The organism is Ensifer sp. SL37 (genome assembly GCF_026672675.1).
Lineage (GTDB): Bacteria > Pseudomonadota > Alphaproteobacteria > Rhizobiales > Rhizobiaceae > Ensifer > Ensifer adhaerens.
In genome coordinates, this window is the sequence record NZ_JAPPRN010000006.1 from 1,133,923 (window position 1) to 1,153,336 (window position 19,414).

Genomic DNA, 19,414 nt, shown 5'->3' on the forward strand with positions numbered 1-19,414 from the left:
CTGCGGAGCGATTCGTTAACCATGACGAAACGCGATGTTCCAACGGAACATGGTAAAAATGCGTTAACACATTCCCCCTTTCGTCAAGGTGAAGCTAACCGGAACGCACAGTTTTGGCTGTTTCAAACGGCACAACGTCGGTATCGCCATCCTATTTCGAACAAACATTCCATATTGACAAAACTTGCAAAATTCATTTCATTTCAGACCAACACGGCAGCGCCGCCAGGGAGGAATTCAGCATGGGCAGCAAGCGCAAACTCGGCATCGGCCTGATCGGCACGGGCTTCATGGGCAAGGCCCATGCGCTCGGCTTCACCATTGCCGCGCGGGTCTTCGACCTGCCCTTCGAGCTCGATCTGGTTTCGGTCGCCGACGTGACCGTCGAGAGTGCCGAACGCGCCCGCGGTCAACTGGGCTTCCGCAAGGCGACCGCCGACTGGCGCGAGCTCTTGACCGATCCGGATATCGACATCATCGACATCACCACGCCGAACCTTTTGCACAAGGAGATGGCGCTTGCGGCGATCGCCCATGGCAAGCACGTCTATTGCGAAAAGCCGCTGGCGCCGACCGTTGCGGAATGCCGCGAGATGGTTGAGGCGGCCGAGAAGGCGGGCGTCGTGACCCAGGTCGGCTTCAACTATCTGAAGAACCCACTGATCTTCCTTGCCAAGGACATCATCGAAAGCGGCGAGATCGGCGAGATCCGCTCGATGCGCGGCATCCATGCGGAAGACTTCATGGCCGACGCGCAGGTTCCGTGGGGCTGGCGCCTGAACCCGGCCAGCGGCGGCGGTGCGCTTGCCGACATCGGCAGCCACATTATCGCCTCCATGCGCCACCTCGTCGGCCCGATCAAACAGGTGCTTGCCGAAACCATCATCCAGATCCCGGAACGCCCGGTGTCCGCTGGCTCCAGCGAAACCCGCGCCGTCGAGGTCGACGACATCACCCGCGCCTTCGTGCGCTTCGAAAACGGCGCCACCGGCAGCTTCGAGGCAAGCTGGATCGCGACCGGTCGCAAGATGCAGCACGATTTCGAGATCTACGGTTCGAAGGGCAGCATCGTCTTCACCCAGGAGCGGCTGAACGAAATCCGCCTCTACAAGATCGGCGATGATATCCGCACCCGCGGCTTCCGCACCATCTGGGCCGGACCGGAGCATCCGCCCTATGGCGCGTTCTGCGTAGCGCCGGGCCACCAGATCGGCTTCAACGACCTGAAGGCCATCGAGGTGAAGGAGTTCCTCGACGCCATCGCCGGCGGCAAGTCTCCCTCGACCGATTTCCGCGAAGGCTACGAGGTGCAGAAGGTGCTTTCGGCGACCTATCAATCGGCCAAGACAAACGAATGGGTGCGGATCTAGGCGGCTTCGACGGCCGGCGTGTCGTAGGAAAACCATCTATTTTTGCACGCACGTCAGGACGCTAAACCGCTACGCACTTTTGCTGGAAATGCCGCCCGTCTTGCTGCGCATTTCCGGACGCAAAACCGCTTCGCACTTTTCCTGGACATGCTCCGAGAAAAATAGAATGCCTGTTCTATCCCGTTCCCGACTAATCGATTAGGGTGAGGCCGAAAGCCAGACTGACATCGAGGGAGACGAGCGAGACATGGCCATGCCGGAAACGACGACAGAGGTGCCGCAGGATTTCGAGGCGCTGAAAGCCGCCATTCTGGAACGCAAGGCGGAGCTGCCGAAACGGCTGCGCCAGGTTGCCGCCTATTCGCTCGACAATCCCGATGAAATCGCCTTCGGCACGGCAGCGAGCATCGCGACTTCCGCCGAAGTGCAGCCGTCGACGCTGGTGCGCTTCGCCCAGCATTTCGGCTTCGAGGGCTTTTCCAGCCTGCAGCAGATTTTTCGCGCCCGGCTGCGTGAGCGCACGCCCGGCTATGAGGACCGGCTGAAGGCGCTCAGCGCCAACGACCACAGCAAGCTCGAAAGCGGTTCGATCTTCAACGGCTTCGTCGCTGCCGCCCACCGCTCGCTCGACAACATCGCCTCCTCGGTGGATCCTGAAGCCTTCGAACGCGCCGTCGATATCCTCGCCAAGGCCGACACCGTCTACCTGATCGCCAAGCGCCGCTCCTATCCGATCTCCAGCTACATGGCCTATGCCTTCGGCAAGCTGAAGGTGAAATACCAGCTCGTCGGCACGGCCGCCGGCATCGACGAGGACATGCTGGCGATGGCAACGAAAAACGATGCCGCCTTTGCCGTCAGCTTCTCGCCCTACGCCTCCGAAAGTGCGGCCCAGGCGCGGCTTCTCGCCGAACGTAAGGTGCCCGTCGTGTCGCTGACGGACTCGGCCTTCTCGCCCTTGGCAGAATCCTCGAAGGTCTGGTTCGAACTGGTCGAGGCCGACCATGCCGGCTTCCGTTCTCTTTCCGCCAGCATGGCGTTTGCCATGGCGCTGACGGTCGCCATCGCCGAGAAGCGCCAGCGCCTCGCCGAGGGCGGCTAGGCAAAACGGAACAGATAGAATGAAAATTCCATATTGACGAAACGTCGGAATTTATGTTTCATACGGCCATCACCCACAGTACGGAAATGGTCGGGCCCGCCAAGGTGTCCGCGGGGAGGAAGCAGTGAGCCAGAACGTTTCGGCACAGGGAGCAAAGCCGCTCGACCTGATCACCATCGGCCGGGCCTCGGTCGATCTCTATGGCCAGCAGATCGGCACGCGGCTTGAAGATGTTTCGAGCTTTGCGAAGTCAGTGGGCGGCTGCCCCTGCAACATCTCTGTCGGCACCGCCCGCCTGGGCCTGAAGTCAGCGCTTCTCACCCGCGTCGGCGACGAACAGATGGGCCGCTTCATCCGCGAGCAGCTCATCCGCGAAGGCGTCGAAACGCGCGGCATCGTCACGGATCCGGAGCGGCTGACGGCGCTCGCGATCCTCGCCGTCGAAAACGACAAGACCTTCCCGCTGCTCTTCTATCGCGACAACTGCGCCGACAACGCGCTTTGCGAAGATGACGTTTCCGAAGAGTTCATCCGTTCCGCCCGCGCCGTGCTCGTCTCGGGAACGCATTTCTCCAAGCCGAACACCGACGCCGCCCAGCGCAAGGCGATCCGCATCGCCAAGGAAAACGGCGCGAAGGTCGTCTTCGACATCGACTACCGCCCGAACCTCTGGGGCCTTGCCGGCCATGACGCCGGCGAGAGCCGCTATATCGCGTCGGATCGCGTTTCGGCGCATCTGAAAACGGTTCTTGCCGATTGCGACCTGATCGTCGGCACGGAAGAGGAAGTGCTGATCGCCTCGGGCGAAAGTGACCTGCTCCAGGCGCTGAAGACGATCCGCTCGCTCTCCAAGGCGACGATTGTGCTCAAGCGCGGACCGATGGGCTGCATCGTCTATGACGGTCCGATCACCGACGACCTCGAAGACGGCATCGTCGGCAAGGGCTTCCCGATCGAGGTCTATAACGTGCTCGGCGCCGGCGACGCCTTCATGTCCGGCTTCCTGCGCGGATGGCTCAAAAACGAGCCGCACGCGACGTCTGCCACCTGGGCCAATGCCTGCGGCGCCTTCGCCGTCTCGCGCCTGCTCTGCGCGCCTGAAATCCCGACCTGGACGGAACTGCAGTTCTTCCTGGAAAAGGGCAGCAAAGAACGGGCCCTGCGCAAGGACGAGGCGATCAACCACGTTCACTGGGCAACCACACGCCGACGCGATATCCCGCTTCTGATGGCGCTGGCGATCGATCATCGCAGCCAACTCGAAGACATGGCCGCCGGCGACCAGGCATTGCTTGACCGCATTCCCGCCTTCAAGGTGCTGGCGGTGAAGGCCGCCGCACAGGTCGCGGCCGGCCGCTCCGGCTTCGGCATGCTGATCGACGACAAGTACGGCCGCGACGCGCTTTACGCCGCCGGCGCCCATCTCGACTTCTGGATCGGCAAGCCGATCGAGCTTCCGGGCTCGCGGCCGCTGCAATTCGAATTCAGCCAGGATCTCGGCAGTCGCCTGATCGACTGGCCGGTCGACCACTGCATCAAGGTGCTCTCCTTCTACCACCCGGACGATCCGGCGGAGTTGAAAGCCCAGCAGGTGGCAAAGCTCCGCTCCGCCTTCGAAGCGGCGCGCAAGGTTGGCCGTGAGATCCTGATCGAGATCATTGCCGGCAAGCACGGCAAGCTCGACGACCAGACCATTCCGCGGGCACTGACCGAACTCTACGATGCCGGGCTCAAGCCGGATTGGTGGAAGCTCGAGCCGCAGGCGAGCCGCGGCGCCTGGGCAGCGATCGATGCCGTCATCGAGGCACGCGACCCGCTCTGCCGCGGCGTGGTGCTCTTGGGCCTCGAAGCGCCCTATGAGCAGCTCAAGGACGGCTTTGCAGCCGCCCGCACTTCGAAGACGGTCCGGGGCTTTGCCGTCGGCCGAACGATTTTCGCCGATGCCGGCCGGGCCTGGCTCGGCGGCATGATGAGCGACGACCAGGCGATCGCCGACATGGCCGGAAAATTCAAGGCCCTGGTCGATCTCTGGCTGCAACTGGGTGAAACAAAGGCGGCATAGGATCGACAGATATCAGTCGATAATGCCGGACAGGGTGGAACGGGACGATTCCACCACGAGGAGGAAACAGATTATGAGCCAGAAGACCGTGCGCCTGACCATGGCCCAGGCCGTGGCGCGGTTCCTGACCCGCCAGATGACCGTCATCGACGGCAAGAAGGTGCCGATCTTCGGCGGCGTCTTCGCTATCTTCGGCCATGGCAACGTCGCCGGCGTCGGCGAAGCGCTGCACGCGATCAAGGACACGCTGCCGACCTACCGCGCCCAGAACGAACAGGGCATGGCGAATGCGGCGATCGCCTTTGCCAAGGCGAGCTTCCGCCGCCGCTTCATGGCCTGCACCACCTCGATCGGCCCCGGCGCGCTCAACATGGTGACCTCGGCAGCACTCGCCCATGTCAACCGCCTGCCAGTCCTCTTCCTGCCCGGCGATGTCTTCGCCAACCGCCGCCCCGATCCGGTGTTGCAGCAAGTGGAAAGCTTCGGCGACGGCACGATCTCGGCGAACGATTGCTTCCGCCCGGTCTCGCGCTACTTCGACCGCATCAGCCGGCCCGAACAGATCATCCCGGCGCTGCGCCGCGCCATGCAGGTGCTGACGGATCCGGCCGATTGCGGCCCGGTAACGCTGTCGCTCTGCCAGGACGTGCAGGCGGAAGCCTACGACTACCCCGAAAACTTCTTCGACGAGAAGGTCTGGGTGCCGCGACGCGTCGAGCCGGATCTCGACGAACTGGCGACGGCGATCGCGGCGCTGAAGGAAGCAAAGAAGCCGATCATCGTCGCCGGCGGCGGCGTGCTCTATTCGGAAGCGAGCAAGGAACTCGGCGACTTCGCCGAACGCCACGGCATCCCCGTGGTCGAGACGCAGGCCGGCAAGTCGGCGCTGCCGCATTCGCATTCGCTCAACATGGGCTCGGTCGGCGTGACCGGCACCACCGCCTCCAACGCGCTTGCCGAGGATGCCGACGTGGTTCTCGCCGTCGGCTCGCGCCTGCAGGACTTCACAACCGGCTCCTGGGCGCTCTTCAAGAACGAGGGCCTGAAGATCATCGGCCTCAACGTTCAGCCTTTCGACGCCGGCAAACACAACGGCCTGCCGCTGATCGCAGACGCCCGCGCCGGTCTCAACCGCATCTCCGGCGGTCTTGGCGGCCACAAGGCCGATCCGAGCTGGACCGCGAAGGCCAAGGCCGGCAAGGCGGAATGGCTGGCGGCGGCCGACAAGGCGACGGCCACGACCAATGCGGCCCTTCCCTCCGACGCCCAGGTGATCGGCGCCGTGCAGCGCGCCCGCGGCGGCAAGAACACGACGCTCGTCTGCGCCGCCGGCGGTCTACCCGGTGAGTTGCACAAGCTCTGGCAGGCGGAAGAGCCCGGCGGCTACCACATGGAATACGGCTTCTCGACCATGGGTTACGAAGTTGCCGGCGGTCTCGGCGTCAAGCTCGCCAAGCCCGAGAGCGACGTGATCGTCATGGTCGGTGACGGCAGCTACATGATGCTGAATTCGGAGATCGCCTCTTCGATCATGCTTGGCGCCAAGTTCACGATCGTGCTGCTCGACAATGCCGGCTACGGCTGCATCAACCGGCTGCAGATGGGTACCGGTGGCGCCAACTTCAACAATCTCTTGAAGGACACCCATCACGTCGAACTGCCGCAGATCGACTTCGCGGCGCATGCCGGCGCGATGGGCGCCGTCACCCGCAAGGTCGGCTCGATCTCCGAGCTCGAAGCAGCGCTCAAGGAGACCGCGAGCGAGACGCGCACGACCGTGATCGTCATCGACACCGATCCGCTGATCACGACCGAGGCCGGCGGCCACTGGTGGGATGTCGCAGTGCCCGAGGTCTCGGGCCGCGCCCAGGTCAACGCGGCGCGCGAGGGTTATGAGAAGGCGCTCGCCGCACAGCGCTTCGGCTAAGATTGCCCTTTCGGCGCCCGCGTTTTCGCGCGGGCGCTTTTCCCGTTTATGCTCACAAAATATCCGCCTTCCGCGGATGGCATCAGAAAGTGAAAGACATGATCCGCTACGGAACTAACCCGATCGCCTGGAGCAACGACGACGATCATTCGATCGGCGCGCATTTGACGCTCGAGGACTGCCTGTCCGATTGCCAGAAGATCGGCTTCGACGGCATCGAGAAGGGCCACAAGATGCCGTCCGATCCGGAAGCACTGAAGCAGAAGCTCGGCTCCTACGATCTCGTCTTCGTCTCCGGCTGGCACTCGACCAACCTGCTCACCCATGACGTCGAGGCCGAGAAGAAGGCGATCCAGCCGCATCTCGATCTCCTGAAGCACAATGGCTGCAAGGTGGCAATCGTCTGCGAAACCTCGAACGCCATCCATGGCGATGACGGAAAGTCGGTCGCCAACGACAAGCCGGTGCTGCCGGCCGACCAGTGGAAGAAGTTCGGCGCCGACCTCGAAGCGATCGCGCAATATTGTGCCGACCAGGGCATCGACCTCGTCTACCATCACCACATGGGCACGATCGTCCAGACCGGTGAGGAAATCGATCTCCTGATGCAGAACACCGGCCCGGCGACCAAGCTGCTGCTCGACACCGGCCACGCCTGGTTCGGCGGTTCCGATCCGGCCGAGGTCGCGAAGAAATACATGCACCGCGTGCGCCACATCCATTGCAAGAACGTGCGTCCCGCTGTCCGCAAGGTCGTCGAGGGCGAAGGCCTCTCCTTCCTCGAAGGCGTGCGCCGTGGCGTCTTCACGGTTCCCGGCGACAGTGAAGGCAGCGTCGACTTCCTGCCCGTACTGAAGATCGCCGCCGAGCACGATTATTCCGGCTGGCTGGTGATCGAGGCGGAACAGGATTCGGCCGTGCGCAACCCTTTCGAATACCAGTCACTCGGGCTGAAGTCGCTGAAGGCTTTTGCCAAGGAAGCCGGGCTCGACAAGTAAGCCGTCACTTTCGGTCGCCGGACTTCGCGGGGCGTGCCCCTCATCCGCGCGGTGAGGGAGGCCCCTCATCCGGCTGCCGCCACCTTCTCCCCGCCGGCGGGGTGAAGGGATATGCCGCGCCCTCCGGTCCCTCGCGACGTAGAGGTGGGGAGCGCGACGCAAACTCCGAAAATCCCCTCTCCCCGCAAGCGGGGAGAGGGCTAGGGTGAGGGGCAGGCCAACCATTCGGCGCGGCTCCAGAAAAAGTATCAGGGAGATCGACATGTCCAAGCTGCTCGTCAAACCGAAGGCCAAATCGGGCCTCATGCAAAACGTGACGCCGGAGAGCGCCGGCTGGACCTATGTCGGCTTCGCGCTGGAACGGCTGAAAGCGGGCGAGACGACCGAGGGCGAGACCGGCGACAAGGAAATCTGCCTGGTGCTCGTGTCCGGCAAGGCGAAGGTCGCCGTCGACGGCGAAAGCCTCGGCGAGCTCGGCGAGCGCATGACCCCCTTCGAGGGCCAGCCCTATGCCGTCTACGTGCCGAAGGGCAGCCGCTGGCAAGCAACCGCCACCTCCGACCTCGACCTTGCCATCTGCTCGGCCCCGGGCGGCGACGGCTTCAAGGCGAAGGTGATCGCACCGGGCACCCATCCGCAGATGACCCGCGGCAAGGGTACCAACACCCGCTACGTCACCAACATCATGCCGGAAGATGACGGCTCGGCGCAGTCGCTGCTCGTCGTCGAGGTGATCACGCCCGGTGGCCATACTTCCTCCTACCCCCCGCACAAGCACGACCAGGACGACCTGCCGGCCGAGAGCTATCTGGAAGAGACCTATTACCACCGGCTGAACCCGCCCCAGGGCTTTGCGATGCAACGCGTCTATACCGACGATCGCTCGCTCGACGAGACCATGGCAGTCGAGGACGGCGACGTGACGCTGGTGCCGAGGGGCTATCATCCGGTCGCTGCCGTGCACGGCTACGACGTCTATTATCTCAACGTCATGGCCGGACCGAAGCGCATCTGGAAGTTCCACAACGCCCGCGAACACGAGTGGCTGTTTACCGGCGTGTAAGCGGCGGCGAACCAAACGGTGGCGCTCCACCGCTCTCCGTCCATGCCGAACGGCGGGGCGAGACGCTGCGATCCTTGAGCCCGATCGCCCAATGAGGCTTCGGGCGGATGAGAGCGGCATAGCCTTTCGCCCGGACCGCCCTAGCTTTCCCGCTTTCAGGGAGGGCTCCATGCATATCGACGGGCAATGCCACTGCGGCTTCGTCACCTACGAGGCGGAGATCGACCCGGCCGATGTCGGGATCTGCCATTGCACCGATTGCCAGCAACTGACGGGATCGGCCTACCGCGTCACCACCGGCACGGAACGGGGGAACTTTCGGCTGACCGGCGGCGAACCGAAGCTCTATGTGAAGATCGGCGCAAACGGGCGGCAGCGGCTGCAGTTCTTCTGCCCGAACTGCGGCTCGCCGATCTACACGACCGGCACCGACGAGGACGCGCTGGAGGTTGGCATCCGGGTGGGAACGATCAACCAGCGCCGGCAGCTCAGACCGCGGTCGCAGATCTGGTGTTCCTCGGCGTTGCCCTGGATCGGCGACGTCAGGAAGCTGCCGGGCCGCGATCGCGACGAGGCGCCTCACGCTTAGCCATCTCGGCCTGAACCATCATGCGGCGACGAGCAGACGATCCTTGAGCGGCGCCCATGCTTCGCCGATCACGACCGATGCCGGCGTCGCCGTCATCTGCGATGGGCGCGCCTGCGGATTGACAGCAAGATAAGTCTTCACCAGATGATAGCCGATCGTGTAGCCGGCCCAGCGCGGCAGAGACCGATCGGTGCCAAAGAACCAGCCTGCGTGATCATAGGTCTCGGCCCAAAGCTCTCGTTCGGCGCGCTCCAACAAACTTTTCCAATCCGCGGCGTTGAGCGCATGATTCCACACATGGCCGTCGCCGCCGTTGATCTCGGCATCGAAAGCATCGGCCAGCCCCTCGCTGACCAGCGCTTCGCCGAGCTTGGAACCATAGCCGCAGGTCGCGTGGCGAAAGGAATGATGCAGTTCGTGCGTCAGCAATTTGCGCACTTCTCCCGCACTAAGGCTCGCCTCGAAATTCTCGTTGCCGGGATCGACCGTGAAGAAGACCAGCGCCCTGCGGTAGCAGGCGCCCGCAACACCGAGTTCAGGGATCGTCTCGCCCGCACGATACTCGACGAGGACATCGATGGGGGCGGCGCTGTCCGAGGCAGAAACCGCCGCGCCGACACGCTCGGCGGTTTCCCGCACGGCCTCCCGTATTCGTTCGTGCCACGGCGCCAGAGACCCGTCCGCTTCGAGAAAGTGAACACGAAGATCCAGCATTTCGACCATCTCCTATTGTCTCAGCCGCCTGGCACCGCAACGTAAGGATGCGGCCGGTGATTGCAACGCCGGAAAGATGAAAGTTTCTACGACCCACCGATGTCAGCCGGAGCAGGAGGCGTCATTGCGATGGCCGGATGCGGCGCCGCGGTGTACAAGACAAAGCTGGAGAACGGAGCAGGCGCGCGGGATGGCAAAGGGCAAAATCAGGATGCTGCGCAGTGCCGCCGCGGGCATAGACGCTGTCGAGGCCGAAACGCGCCAGTCCTTCGCCCGCCACACGCACGATCAGTTCGGCATCGGTCTCATCTATGAGGGCGCGCAGAAATCGCTCAGCGGCCGCGGCATGGTCGAAGCCGGCGCCGGCGACATGATCACCGTCAACCCCGGCGAGGTGCATGACGGAACGCCGATAGGTGATGCCGGCCGCGCCTGGCGCATGCTCTACTTCGATCCCTCGGTCATCGCGACTGCCGCCGAGGATATCAGCCAGGGCCGCGCGCATTCCGGCGAGTTCACTGCCCCCGCCTTCCACGACCGGGAGGTCGCAGATCACTTTCGGGCACTGTTTGCGGCCATCACCGATCCGACGGCCATGGGCGACGCCATCCGGCACGAGGAGCAGCTCCTGCTGCTGCTTGCAGGCGTTCTTGCCACCGGCAGGCGACACCAGCGTGAACGGCCGGCAACAGTCACGGCGGCCAAGACGATGATCGACGACGATCCGACGGCCGCGATCACGCTCGCCGATCTCGCCGCCGAAGCCGGGCTCAGCCGCTTTCAACTGGTGCGCAATTTCGCAAGTGCGGTCGGCCTGACGCCGCATGCCTATATCGTCCAGCGCCGCATCGATCTCGCCCGCCGCCTGATCGGCGGTGGCATGCCGCTGGCGGAGGCCGCGTTCGCGGCCGGCTTCGCCGACCAGAGCCACATGACCCGCGTCTTCGTCAGCAAATATGGCCTCTCGCCGGGCATCTATGCCGAGGCCAAAAAGTAGCGCCCGCAATTCCGTTCAAGACCCGAGCCCTCCCCCGGAGCATTGCTGCATCGGCTGCGCAGCGACAAGCGCGGCGAAGCAACGGAGAACGGACATGTCGGGAAAATTTCAAGGCTATCTCTATCTGTCGCTGGCGATGATCCTCGTCGGTAGTACGGTGATCGCCAGCAAGATCATCGCGACGGGCCTGCCACCGTTCACGGCCACCGCGCTGCGCTTCGCCGTCGCCTTCCCGCTCTTCCTGCTGTTGATGTGGCTCACCAGGACGTCATGGCCGAAACTTAAGGGCCGCGACTGGCTTCTCCTCATCGCCCAGGCCGGCGCTGGCAGCGTCGGCTATACGACGCTTTTGATCGCCGGCCTCAGCCTGACCTCGGCAACCGATGCCGGCGTGGTGATCGGTACGCTGCCGGTGGTTTCCGCCGCCATCGCCATCCTTCTTCTCGGCGAGCGCCCGGACCGCAAAGTGCTTGCGGCGATCGCACTTGCCGCAGCCGGCGTGCTGACCATCGTCTTCAAGCCCGGCGAAGGCGGCACCCATTCGCCGCTCGGCATCGCCCTCATCTTTGGCGCCGTCATATGCGAAGGCCTATTCATCCTTCTCAACAAGCGCGTGAAGACGGAGATCTCGCCGCTGGCTCTTTCGACGCTGATGGCCGGCCTCGGCTTCGCGGTCGCCATCATCCCTGCGCTCTTCGAGACGCATGCGACGGCCGAGATCGACAGGGGCGCAATCGTTGCGGTTCTCTACTACGCCCTCATCCCGACCGTTGCCGGCTTCCTGTTCTGGTATGCGGGATCGGCCAAAGTAAGCGGCACCGAGGCCTCCGTCTTCACGGCGCTGGCGCCCGTTTCAGCCGTCGCCTTCGCCTTTCTCCTGCTCGACGAGCCGGTCGGCGCCCCTCAATTGCTTGGGATCGGCTGCGTGCTCGCCGCCGTCCTCGGCCTGACCCTACCCCAGATCCTCGCCGGCCGAAGGACGGCACGCGCCTTTCCGGTCGCGGAGGTTTGAACCAGAATGAACGCATCCAATTCGAGGACTTCCATGCACTTCCAGCACGCAGACGACATCTGGCGCGATTTCCCGGAGCTGAGCGCCGGCGCGCTTTTCATCGATGGCATAAATGGCGGCGTCTCGGTCGAGGACCATGTTCGCCAGTTCCAGGCGAGCGCAAATGATCGTCTCGGCGCGGGTTCGGAAAGCGACCTGCCCGAGGTCCAGGCGTGGCGCCGGGCCTTTGCCAAGATGGGATTGAAGCCGACACAATACCGCTCGGCAGCCGAAGCCTTGCTCCGCCGCTTCCGCAAGGAAGGCGACCTGCCCTCGATCCATCCGCTGATCGATCTTTGCAACGCCGCTTCGCTCGCCTTCGCCATTCCGATCGCCGTCTTCGACCTCTCCCACGTCAGCGGTTTTCTGCACGTCCGCCGGGCGGCCGGCAGCGAACGCTATCTGACGTTCTCAGGAGAAACGGAGAGCCCCGAACCAGGCGAAGTGATCTTCGCCGATGCCGAGGGGCGGGCGCATGCCCGGCGCTGGACCAACCGGCAGAGCGGTCTTTCGGCCATCCGGCCGCAGACGACGCATGCGCTGATCGTGGCGGAAGCGCTGCACAAGACGGCATGCGAGGACACCGAACGCCTGCTCACGGCACTTTCGCAGGCAATCGAACAGACCTGGGGCGCTCGCCCGAGCATGGCCATGCTCGATCGTTCGTCGCCGCGTTTCGATTTTTCGGTTTAGGGATTTCGTTCGGAAAACGGCGCTTGAGCGCCGCGAGACCGGCCGATGCCTAGGCACCGGCCGGACACAGGACAATCAGGCCGCCTTGGCGACGTGATATTCCTTGATCGCGACCATCTTGATCGCCGGATAGCGCTCGGCTTCGTAGCGCAGCGAGAAGCTGTCCTGCGCCAGGAACACCGGGTCGCCATCGAGATCGCGGGCGATGTCGCCACGACGGGCCGTGACAAACTTGTCGAGTTCGGCCGGCTGGTCGGACGAAATCCAGCGGCAGACAGAGAAGCGCGACATTTCGAAGGATACCGGCAGGCCGTATTCGGCGCTGAGGCGCTCCTTCAACACGTCGAGCTGCAGCGCGCCGACGACGCCGACGATCGCCGGCGAACCGTCTTCCGGCGAGAAGAGCTGCACGACGCCTTCTTCCGCCATCTGCTGCAGCGCTTCCTTCAGCTTCTTCGCCTTCATCGCATCCTCGAGCCGCACGCGGCGCAGGATTTCCGGCGAGAAGTTCGGCACGCCCTGGAACACCAGCGGCTCGCCCTCGGTCAGCGTATCGCCGATACGGAGCGTGCCGTGGTTCGGAATGCCGACGACGTCGCCGGCATAAGCCGTGTCGGCGAGCTGGCGCTGCGAGGCGAAGAAGAACTGCGGGGCGCTGAGGCCCAGTTGCTTGCCGGTGCGCGACAGGCGCGCCTTCATGCCGCGCTCGAGCTTGCCGGAGCAGACGCGCGCAAAGGCGATGCGGTCGCGATGGTTCGGGTCCATGTTGGCCTGGATCTTGAAGACGAAGGCCGTCATCTTGTCGTCGGTCGCATGCACCGTGCGGATATCCGCTACCTGGTCGCGCGGTGGCGGGGCGATGTCGCCAAGCGCATTGATGAGATCGCGCACACCGAAGTTGCGCAGCGCCGAGCCGAAAAAGACCGGGGTCAGATGGCCTTCGAGGAAGGCCTTCTTGTCGAAGGGCTTGCAGGCCTCGATCGCCAGCATCAGCTCTTCGGTAAAGGCGTCGCGCTCGTTTTCCGGCAGGCGATGGGAGGCCATTTCCGGGCCGTTGACCTTGGTCGGGATTTCCTGCGTGTCCGAACCGCGCACGGTGTTGTCGGCGAGGTTGTAGGACCCGCAGAAAGTCTTCGAGCGGCCGATCGGCCAGGTCACCGGCGCGCAGTCGAGCGCCAGCTTCTCCTCGACCTCATCCAGGATCTCGAAGGGATCGCGGCTTTCGCGGTCCATCTTGTTGACGAAGGTGATGATCGGGATGTCGCGCATGCGGCAGACTTCGAAGAGCTTCAGCGTGCGCGGTTCGATACCCTTGGCGGCGTCGATGACCATGACGGCCGCATCCACCGCCGTCAGCGTGCGATAGGTGTCATCGGCGAAGTCTTCGTGACCGGGCGTATCGAGAATGTTGAAGACGTTGCCGCCATACTCGAAGGTCATCACCGAGGTGACGACCGAGATGCCGCGCTCGCGCTCGATCTTCATCCAGTCCGAACGGGTCTGGATGCGGTCCTTCTTGGCCTTGACCTCACCGGCGAGCTGGATGGCACCGCCGAACAGCAGCAACTTTTCCGTGAGCGTGGTCTTACCGGCGTCCGGGTGGGCGATAATCGCAAATGTGCGGCGGCGGGAGACCGCCTCGGCGAGAGTTTCAGCCATGTCGTAAAATCCTGTGAGTTGCCGCGTCCTTTACAGGCTCGGCCCCGATTATGCAATTGACCGAGGCGCCCGTGGCCCGGCTTATGCGGGCATGAGCACGCACACTTCCCTATCCCGCCCGACCCTCAACCTCGTTCGTCTGCCGCACGGCGAAGGCCTGGAGCTTCCGGCCTACGAGACCGCAGGCGCCGCCGGCATGGATTTGCGCGCGGGCGTCCCCGCCGATCGCCCGCTGATGCTCACCCCCGGCAAGCGCGCCCTCGTTCCGACCGGCTTCATTTTCGAAGTGCCCGCCGGCTACGAGGCGCAGATCCGCCCGCGCTCTGGCCTCGCCTTCAAGCACGGCATCACCTGCCTCAACACGCCCGGTACGATCGACAGCGACTATCGCGGTGAAGTGAAGGTGCTGCTCGTCAATCTCGGCGACGAGGAGTTCATCATCGAGCGCGGCATGCGCATCGCCCAGATGGTGATCGCACCGGTCACGCAGGTCACGGTTCGTGAGGGCGACGGCGCAAGCGAGACGGCACGCGGCGCCGGCGGCTTCGGCTCGACCGGCGTCTGATCGACCGACGGCGACCGCTTCGCACTTTTCCCGGAATTGGCCTTTGGGCCGTAATCCCGAACGGAAAACCGCTTCCCACTGTTCCTGGGATTGCTCTCACTTACGCAATCCCGGACGGAAAACCGCTTCGCACTTTTCCTGGGATTGCTCTCACATGCGCAATTCCGGACGGAGAACCGCTTCGCACTTTTCCTGGGATTGCTCTTAAACCAAAGGCGGCAGGCGGCGCTTGACCGGTGTCGACTTGACAATCGAGGTGTTGGTCTGCGCCTTCTCGGCGATCCGGTCGAGGATCGTGTCGAGCTGCGCCATGTCACGCACGTAGAGCTTGGCGATGAAGCAGTCGTCGCCTGTGACCTTGTCACATTCGACGAATTCCGGCGTTTCCTGGATCAGCCTCTCGACGATGTGCAGCATGCCCGGCATCGGTCGCACGCGGATGACCGCCTGCAGCGGGTAGCCGACCTTGGCGGGGTTGAGGGCGATGGTGAAACCGTCGAGGACACCGCGCTCTTCCAGCTTGCGGAGCCGATCCGCAGCGCTCGGCGACGAGAGCCCGGCCTCCTGCGCCAGCTCCTTCAGCGACACCCGGGCATTGGCGGCCAGTATGTCGAGGATTCGTCGGTCAATCTCGTCCAGCATCACGACACCATAAGTCACAACAACAAACAGAACTTCGATAATTAGGCAAGCTAGCACAATTGCCTTCGTTCATCTATGGGAAAGGCCATGAGCACCGGCTATTCTGCGATCACCAATAGGAGCAGAAATCATGAATACCGAGCTCAAACGCGGCAGCATCGAGATGACGGCAGCGATGCTGATATCCGGCACCATCGGCTGGTTCGTGCTGATGTCGGGGCAGCCGGTGACGAGCGTGGTGTTCTGGCGCTGCGTCTTCGGGACCATAACGCTCGTTGCCATTGCCTGGGCGCTCGGACTTCTCGACCGTCGCCACTTCAGCCGACGGATGCTGCTGCTTTCGGTCATCGGCGGCATCGCGATCGTGGTCAACTGGCTGCTGCTGTTCGCCGCCTATTCCCACGCATCGATCTCGATCGCGACGATGGTCTACAACACCCAGCCCTTCATGCTCTTGGGCCTCGGCGCCGTGTTCCTCGGCGAAAAGATCACCGTCACCAAGATCTTCTGGCTCCTGGTGTCGTTTGCCGGCATGCTTGCGATCATTTCGGCCAAGCCTGGCCAAGGCTTCGCGCCTGAAGATTATCTGATCGGCGTGGCCCTTTCGATCGGTGCTGCCTTCTTCTACGCGATCGCGGCGATTGCGACCAAGCTGCTCAAGGGCACGCCGCCGCATCTGATTGCGCTGATCCAGGTGATCACCGGCACCGTGATGCTGGCACCGATGGCGCTTGCCGCACCCGCCCCGTCAGGTGCAACGCAATGGTCGATCGTCCTGACCCTCGGCGTCATCCACACCGGGCTGATGTATGTGCTGCTCTACGGCGCGATCCAGCGGCTGCCGACGCACATGACCGGGGCGCTTTCCTTCATCTATCCGATTGCCGCCATTGTGGTGGACCGCCTCGCCTTCGGGCACCAGTTGCAGCCGATCCAGATCGCCGGCTCCGTCGCGATCCTCGTTGCCGCCGCCGGCATGACTCTCGGCTGGAAACTTCGCCTTCCCTCTTCTATCAGGAAGCGGGAACGCGAAGGGAGAACCGCATGATCACCTGCTACCTGAAATACATTATCGACCCTTACAAGGCGGCCGAGTTCGAACATTACGCCAAGCTCTGGATCCCGCTCGTCAATCGGCTGGGCGGCACGCATCACGGCTACTACCTGCCGCATGAAGGGGCGAACAACATCGCCCTGGCGCTCTTCAGCTTTCCGACCCTTGCCGACTATGAAAACTACCGCCGGGAAATGGCCGCGGATCCGGAATGCCAGGACGCCTTCGCCTATGCCGAGAAGACGCGCTGCATCCTCAGCTACGAGCGCAGCTTCATGCGACCGGTTTTCGAGTAAGCCAGCTCCGGAGTTGAGGGCGGCATCGGCAAGCGCGCGTTAGCGCCGCGCTTCCGAGGCCATGCTCAGCGCAAAGCCGAAGAGCGCCGTCCCCATCGCCCAGCGCTGCACAACCATGAACAACGGCCGCCCGGCAAGAAAAGCGGCGATGCCGCTGGCGGCGAGCGCGATCATGGCGTTGACGGTGACGCTGGTCGCGATCTGGATCGAGCCGAAGACCAGCGACTGGCCGAGCACGTTGCCGAGCTCCGGCCGGATGAACTGCGGCAGCAACGAGAGATAGAGCACCGCTACCTTGGGATTGAGCAGGCTGGTCAGGAAGCCCATGACGAACAGCTTCTTCGGCCCATCCTTCGGCAGGTTCTTGACCTGAAAGGGCGAGCGTCCACCGGGCCTGACCGCCTGCCAGGCGAGATAGAGAAGGTAGGCTGCACCGGCGATGCGAAGCGCATCATAGGCGAGCGGCACGGCCAGAAGCAGCGCTGTGATACCGAATGCCGCCGAGACCATATAGACGACGAAGCCGAGCGCCACGCCGCCGAGCGAAATCAAGCCGGCGCCCGGCCCCTGGCTGATCGAGCGCGAGATCAGGTAGATCATGTTCGGGCCTGGCGTCAGCACCATGCCAAGGGCCAGGAGGGCAAAGCCGATCATATCCTTCAACTCGGGCATGGAGAGGCGCCTTTCGCTCGTTTTCGCCAAGCTCTACGCATTTCGCACCAGCGGACAACGCCAGACTTGTCACCCGGTCAATTTCTTCAGCGGACGCCCGCCGGTCGCAGTTCGGTGATTTCCTTTTTCAGTCGCTTGAGGTAGAAATCGGCATCATCTTCGGAAGGACGTTCCATGACGCTCGCGGCCCTCATCGCCTATAGCGGCGCGCTCTTCATCGCTGCGGCCATTCCAGGCCCCGGCGTGACGGCGCTGGTTGCGCGCGCGCTCGGCTCCGGTTTCCGCGAGACCTTCTTCATGGGCCTCGGCATCGCGCTCGGCGACATGATCTATCTAACCGCGGTCATCCTCGGGCTGGCGCTGATTGCCCAGACCTTCACCACAGCCTTCCTGGTGGTGAAGTTTGCCGGCGTCCTCTACCTCGGCTACATCGCGTGGAAGCTGTGGAGCGCAGGGCTGCTGCCGGAGGACATCAAGGCGAAGCCGTCGACGAGTGCGGCCATGTCCTTTCTGTCCGGCCTGCTGATCACGCTCGGCAATCCGAAGACGATGCTGTTTTACGTGGCGCTCGTGCCGACGCTGATCGACATTCGGGCGATCGGACCCGGCGACTACGGCCTGCTCCTGACCGCCACCTTTCTGGTGCTCTTGAGCGTTCTCGTGCCCTATATGCTGCTCGCCTCGCGTGCGCGTCTGCTGCTCAAGCAACCGAAGGCCCTGAAAGCGCTGAACCGGGTTGCGGCCAGCGTGCTTGCCGGCACGGCGGCCTATATCGCCGTTCGCGCCAGCTGAAAAAACTTTTCCCGAACAACGACTTCGCCAGTGGTTTTTCCTTCGGCGGATCGCTGCGCGGTGTTTGTCGTTCTGGAATTGCGCGATCATTGTTCCTATTCTCGTAGCTCGACAATTTACGCCAAGGGAGAAACCCATGTCCGACACACGCAAGCCCGGCCGCGGCCGCGTCTACTCCTCGATCACGGAAACGATCGGCGACACGCCCATCGTGCGGCTGGACAAGCTTGCCAAGGAAAAGGGCGTCAAGGCGAACCTGCTCGCCAAGCTCGAATTCTTCAACCCGATCGCCTCGGTCAAGGACCGTATCGGTGTGGCGATGATCGAGAGCCTGGAAGCGCAGGGCAAGATTACGCCCGGCCGCACGACGCTGGTGGAGCCGACCTCCGGCAATACCGGCATCGCGCTCGCCTTCGTCGCGGCCGCCAAGGGCTACAAGCTGATCCTGACGATGCCGGAGACCATGTCGGTCGAGCGGCGCAAGATGCTGGCGCTGCTCGGCGCCGAGCTGGTGCTGACCGAGGGCGCCAAGGGCATGAAGGGCGCGATCGCCAAGGCGCAGGAACTGGTCGAGACACTGCCGGACGCCATCATCCCACAGCAGTTCGAAAACCCGGCCAACCCGGAAATTCACCGCAGGACGACGGCCGAAGAAATCTGGAACGACACGGACGGCGCTGTCGACATTTTCGTCTCCGGCATCGGCACCGGCGGCACGATTACCGGCGCCGGCCAGGTGCTGAAGGCGCGCAAGCCTTCGATCAAGGTAATCGCCGTCGAGCCGGAGGAATCTCCGGTTCTGTCCGGTGGCAATCCCGGGCCACACAAGATCCAGGGCATCGGCGCAGGCTTTGCGCCGGCGATCCTCGACACCACGGTCTATGACGAGATCGTCACGGTCAACAGCGCGGAAGCGATCGAGGCCGCCCGCCTTGTCGCCAAGCTCGAAGGCGTGCCGGTCGGCATCTCCGCCGGTGCAGCTCTAACCGCGGCAATCGAGATCGGCCAGCGCGAGGAAAATGCCGGCAAGACCATCGTCGTCATCATCCCGTCCTTTGCCGAACGCTACCTCTCGACGGTGCTGTTCGATGGCCTGGGCGGCTGATCAGGCTGGGATAACTTCTGATCGGAAAGGGCGCCCGCGAGGCGCCCTTTTTTTCCCAGGCAC

General features: G+C 63.5%; 19 protein-coding genes. 15 read left to right on the forward strand and 4 right to left on the reverse strand.

The genetic code is table 11. The annotated features are described in order from the left end of the window. The first annotated feature begins 242 nt into the window (after nucleotides 1-242). The 7 genes from OVA00_RS17600 (at nucleotide 243) to OVA00_RS17630 (ending at nucleotide 9,111) form a co-directional block, all read left to right on the forward strand. Nucleotides 243-1,370, forward strand: a complete 1,128-nt coding sequence (locus OVA00_RS17600) for a Gfo/Idh/MocA family protein (RefSeq protein WP_113553024.1) — start codon at nucleotides 243-245, stop codon at nucleotides 1,368-1,370. A gap of 247 nt (nucleotides 1,371-1,617) precedes the next feature. Next, entirely contained in the window at nucleotides 1,618-2,472 is an 855-nt protein-coding gene (locus OVA00_RS17605) for a MurR/RpiR family transcriptional regulator (RefSeq protein ID WP_060519708.1), read from the forward strand. 124 nt (nucleotides 2,473-2,596) lie between these two features. Beyond that, nucleotides 2,597-4,534 (forward strand): bifunctional 5-dehydro-2-deoxygluconokinase/5-dehydro-2-deoxyphosphogluconate aldolase, encoded by a 1,938-nt coding sequence (locus OVA00_RS17610; protein WP_268089385.1) that lies wholly within the window; start codon nucleotides 2,597-2,599, stop codon nucleotides 4,532-4,534. Nucleotides 4,535-4,607: 73 nt separating this feature from the next. Continuing rightward, entirely contained in the window at nucleotides 4,608-6,461 is a 1,854-nt protein-coding gene (gene iolD / locus OVA00_RS17615) for a 3D-(3,5/4)-trihydroxycyclohexane-1,2-dione acylhydrolase (decyclizing) (protein WP_113293155.1), read from the forward strand. 98 nt (nucleotides 6,462-6,559) lie between these two features. Beyond that, on the forward strand, nucleotides 6,560-7,459 hold the full coding sequence (gene iolE, locus OVA00_RS17620) for a myo-inosose-2 dehydratase (protein ID WP_268089386.1): 900 nt from the start codon (nucleotides 6,560-6,562) through the stop codon (nucleotides 7,457-7,459). A gap of 262 nt (nucleotides 7,460-7,721) precedes the next feature. Next, nucleotides 7,722-8,522 (forward strand): 5-deoxy-glucuronate isomerase, encoded by an 801-nt coding sequence (gene iolB / locus OVA00_RS17625; protein ID WP_060580637.1) that lies wholly within the window; start codon nucleotides 7,722-7,724, stop codon nucleotides 8,520-8,522. A 169-nt stretch (nucleotides 8,523-8,691) separates the two neighbouring features. Further along, a complete protein-coding gene (locus OVA00_RS17630) occupies nucleotides 8,692-9,111 on the forward strand; it encodes a GFA family protein (RefSeq protein WP_268089387.1) in 420 nt (139 codons plus the stop codon). Nucleotides 9,112-9,129: 18 nt separating this feature from the next. On the opposite strand, the gene OVA00_RS17635 is transcribed toward OVA00_RS17630, so the two are convergent. Continuing rightward, the gene (locus OVA00_RS17635) at nucleotides 9,130-9,825 is read right to left on the reverse strand and encodes a DUF2268 domain-containing putative Zn-dependent protease (protein WP_268089388.1); all 696 of its coding nucleotides are present in this window, start codon (nucleotides 9,823-9,825) and stop codon (nucleotides 9,130-9,132) included. Nucleotides 9,826-10,015: 190 nt separating this feature from the next. Here OVA00_RS17635 and OVA00_RS17640 point away from each other — a divergent pair, with 190 nt between their 5' ends. The 3 genes from OVA00_RS17640 to OVA00_RS17650 all read left to right on the forward strand — a co-directional run bounded on the left by OVA00_RS17640 (nucleotide 10,016) and on the right by OVA00_RS17650 (nucleotide 12,566). Continuing rightward, nucleotides 10,016-10,822, forward strand: a complete 807-nt coding sequence (locus tag OVA00_RS17640; RefSeq protein WP_134885671.1) for an AraC family transcriptional regulator — start codon at nucleotides 10,016-10,018, stop codon at nucleotides 10,820-10,822. A gap of 94 nt (nucleotides 10,823-10,916) precedes the next feature. Beyond that, the gene (locus tag OVA00_RS17645; RefSeq protein ID WP_268089389.1) at nucleotides 10,917-11,834 is read left to right on the forward strand and encodes a DMT family transporter; all 918 of its coding nucleotides are present in this window, start codon (nucleotides 10,917-10,919) and stop codon (nucleotides 11,832-11,834) included. Between the two features lie 33 nt (nucleotides 11,835-11,867). Then, nucleotides 11,868-12,566: a B3/B4 domain-containing protein gene (locus OVA00_RS17650; protein WP_268089390.1), complete on the forward strand. Its 699-nt coding sequence runs from the start codon at nucleotides 11,868-11,870 to the stop codon at nucleotides 12,564-12,566. 75 nt (nucleotides 12,567-12,641) lie between these two features. Here the strand turns inward: OVA00_RS17650 and OVA00_RS17655 are convergent, their stop codons facing one another. Then, nucleotides 12,642-14,225 (reverse strand): peptide chain release factor 3, encoded by a 1,584-nt coding sequence (locus tag OVA00_RS17655; protein ID WP_034797554.1) that lies wholly within the window; start codon nucleotides 14,223-14,225, stop codon nucleotides 12,642-12,644. Nucleotides 14,226-14,316: 91 nt separating this feature from the next. Between OVA00_RS17655 and dut the strand changes: the two genes are divergently transcribed. Then, complete coding sequence (gene dut, locus OVA00_RS17660) at nucleotides 14,317-14,790, forward strand: dUTP diphosphatase (RefSeq protein WP_113187245.1); 474 nt, start codon at nucleotides 14,317-14,319, stop codon at nucleotides 14,788-14,790. A gap of 204 nt (nucleotides 14,791-14,994) precedes the next feature. Here dut and OVA00_RS17665 read toward each other — a convergent pair whose 3' ends face one another. Further along, the gene (locus OVA00_RS17665; RefSeq protein WP_060608367.1) at nucleotides 14,995-15,432 is read right to left on the reverse strand and encodes an Lrp/AsnC family transcriptional regulator; all 438 of its coding nucleotides are present in this window, start codon (nucleotides 15,430-15,432) and stop codon (nucleotides 14,995-14,997) included. 130 nt (nucleotides 15,433-15,562) lie between these two features. Here OVA00_RS17665 and OVA00_RS17670 point away from each other — a divergent pair, with 130 nt between their 5' ends. Both OVA00_RS17670 and OVA00_RS17675 read left to right on the forward strand, forming a co-directional pair. Further along, nucleotides 15,563-16,480, forward strand: coding sequence for a DMT family transporter (locus OVA00_RS17670; RefSeq protein WP_034797558.1), 918 nt, complete (start codon nucleotides 15,563-15,565; stop codon nucleotides 16,478-16,480). Continuing rightward, nucleotides 16,477-16,782 carry an NIPSNAP family protein gene (locus OVA00_RS17675; protein WP_268089391.1) on the forward strand — a complete coding sequence of 102 codons (306 nt, stop codon included), beginning with the start codon at nucleotides 16,477-16,479 and terminating at the stop codon, nucleotides 16,780-16,782. Before OVA00_RS17670 ends, OVA00_RS17675 begins: the two co-directional genes overlap by 4 nt. A gap of 39 nt (nucleotides 16,783-16,821) precedes the next feature. On the opposite strand, the gene OVA00_RS17680 is transcribed toward OVA00_RS17675, so the two are convergent. Then, on the reverse strand, nucleotides 16,822-17,454 hold the full coding sequence (locus tag OVA00_RS17680; protein WP_060519681.1) for a LysE family translocator: 633 nt from the start codon (nucleotides 17,452-17,454) through the stop codon (nucleotides 16,822-16,824). A gap of 174 nt (nucleotides 17,455-17,628) precedes the next feature. On the opposite strand from OVA00_RS17680, the gene OVA00_RS17685 reads away from it, so the two are divergent. Both OVA00_RS17685 and cysK read left to right on the forward strand, forming a co-directional pair. Then, the gene (locus OVA00_RS17685) at nucleotides 17,629-18,246 is read left to right on the forward strand and encodes a LysE family translocator (protein ID WP_060580631.1); all 618 of its coding nucleotides are present in this window, start codon (nucleotides 17,629-17,631) and stop codon (nucleotides 18,244-18,246) included. A gap of 136 nt (nucleotides 18,247-18,382) precedes the next feature. Beyond that, nucleotides 18,383-19,351, forward strand: a complete 969-nt coding sequence (gene cysK, locus OVA00_RS17690; RefSeq protein ID WP_268089392.1) for a cysteine synthase A — start codon at nucleotides 18,383-18,385, stop codon at nucleotides 19,349-19,351. Nucleotides 19,352-19,414 lie beyond the last annotated feature (63 nt).

Excerpts from the sequence above, each read along its gene's own strand:
- OVA00_RS17600 (WP_113553024.1), top strand. The coding sequence starts at position 243 with ATGGGCAGCAAGCGCAAACTCGGCATCGGCCTGATCGGCACGGGCTTC.
- iolB (WP_060580637.1), top strand. The coding sequence starts at position 7,722 with ATGTCCAAGCTGCTCGTCAAACCGAAGGCCAAATCGGGCCTCATGCAA.
- OVA00_RS17650 (WP_268089390.1), top strand. The coding sequence starts at position 11,868 with ATGCACTTCCAGCACGCAGACGACATCTGGCGCGATTTCCCGGAGCTG.
- cysK (WP_268089392.1), top strand. The coding sequence starts at position 18,383 with ATGTCCGACACACGCAAGCCCGGCCGCGGCCGCGTCTACTCCTCGATC.
- OVA00_RS17665 (WP_060608367.1), bottom strand. The coding sequence starts at position 15,432 with ATGCTGGACGAGATTGACCGACGAATCCTCGACATACTGGCCGCCAAT.
- OVA00_RS17680 (WP_060519681.1), bottom strand. The coding sequence starts at position 17,454 with ATGCCCGAGTTGAAGGATATGATCGGCTTTGCCCTCCTGGCCCTTGGC.
- OVA00_RS17645 (WP_268089389.1), top strand. The coding sequence starts at position 10,917 with ATGTCGGGAAAATTTCAAGGCTATCTCTATCTGTCGCTGGCGATGATC.
- OVA00_RS17640 (WP_134885671.1), top strand. The coding sequence starts at position 10,016 with ATGGCAAAGGGCAAAATCAGGATGCTGCGCAGTGCCGCCGCGGGCATA.
- OVA00_RS17670 (WP_034797558.1), top strand. The coding sequence starts at position 15,563 with ATGAATACCGAGCTCAAACGCGGCAGCATCGAGATGACGGCAGCGATG.
- OVA00_RS17675 (WP_268089391.1), top strand. The coding sequence starts at position 16,477 with ATGATCACCTGCTACCTGAAATACATTATCGACCCTTACAAGGCGGCC.
- OVA00_RS17605 (WP_060519708.1), top strand. The coding sequence starts at position 1,618 with ATGGCCATGCCGGAAACGACGACAGAGGTGCCGCAGGATTTCGAGGCG.
- iolD (WP_113293155.1), top strand. The coding sequence starts at position 4,608 with ATGAGCCAGAAGACCGTGCGCCTGACCATGGCCCAGGCCGTGGCGCGG.
- OVA00_RS17630 (WP_268089387.1), top strand. The coding sequence starts at position 8,692 with ATGCATATCGACGGGCAATGCCACTGCGGCTTCGTCACCTACGAGGCG.
- OVA00_RS17685 (WP_060580631.1), top strand. The coding sequence starts at position 17,629 with ATGACGCTCGCGGCCCTCATCGCCTATAGCGGCGCGCTCTTCATCGCT.
- iolE (WP_268089386.1), top strand. The coding sequence starts at position 6,560 with ATGATCCGCTACGGAACTAACCCGATCGCCTGGAGCAACGACGACGAT.
- dut (WP_113187245.1), top strand. The coding sequence starts at position 14,317 with ATGAGCACGCACACTTCCCTATCCCGCCCGACCCTCAACCTCGTTCGT.
- OVA00_RS17635 (WP_268089388.1), bottom strand. The coding sequence starts at position 9,825 with ATGCTGGATCTTCGTGTTCACTTTCTCGAAGCGGACGGGTCTCTGGCG.
- OVA00_RS17655 (WP_034797554.1), bottom strand. The coding sequence starts at position 14,225 with ATGGCTGAAACTCTCGCCGAGGCGGTCTCCCGCCGCCGCACATTTGCG.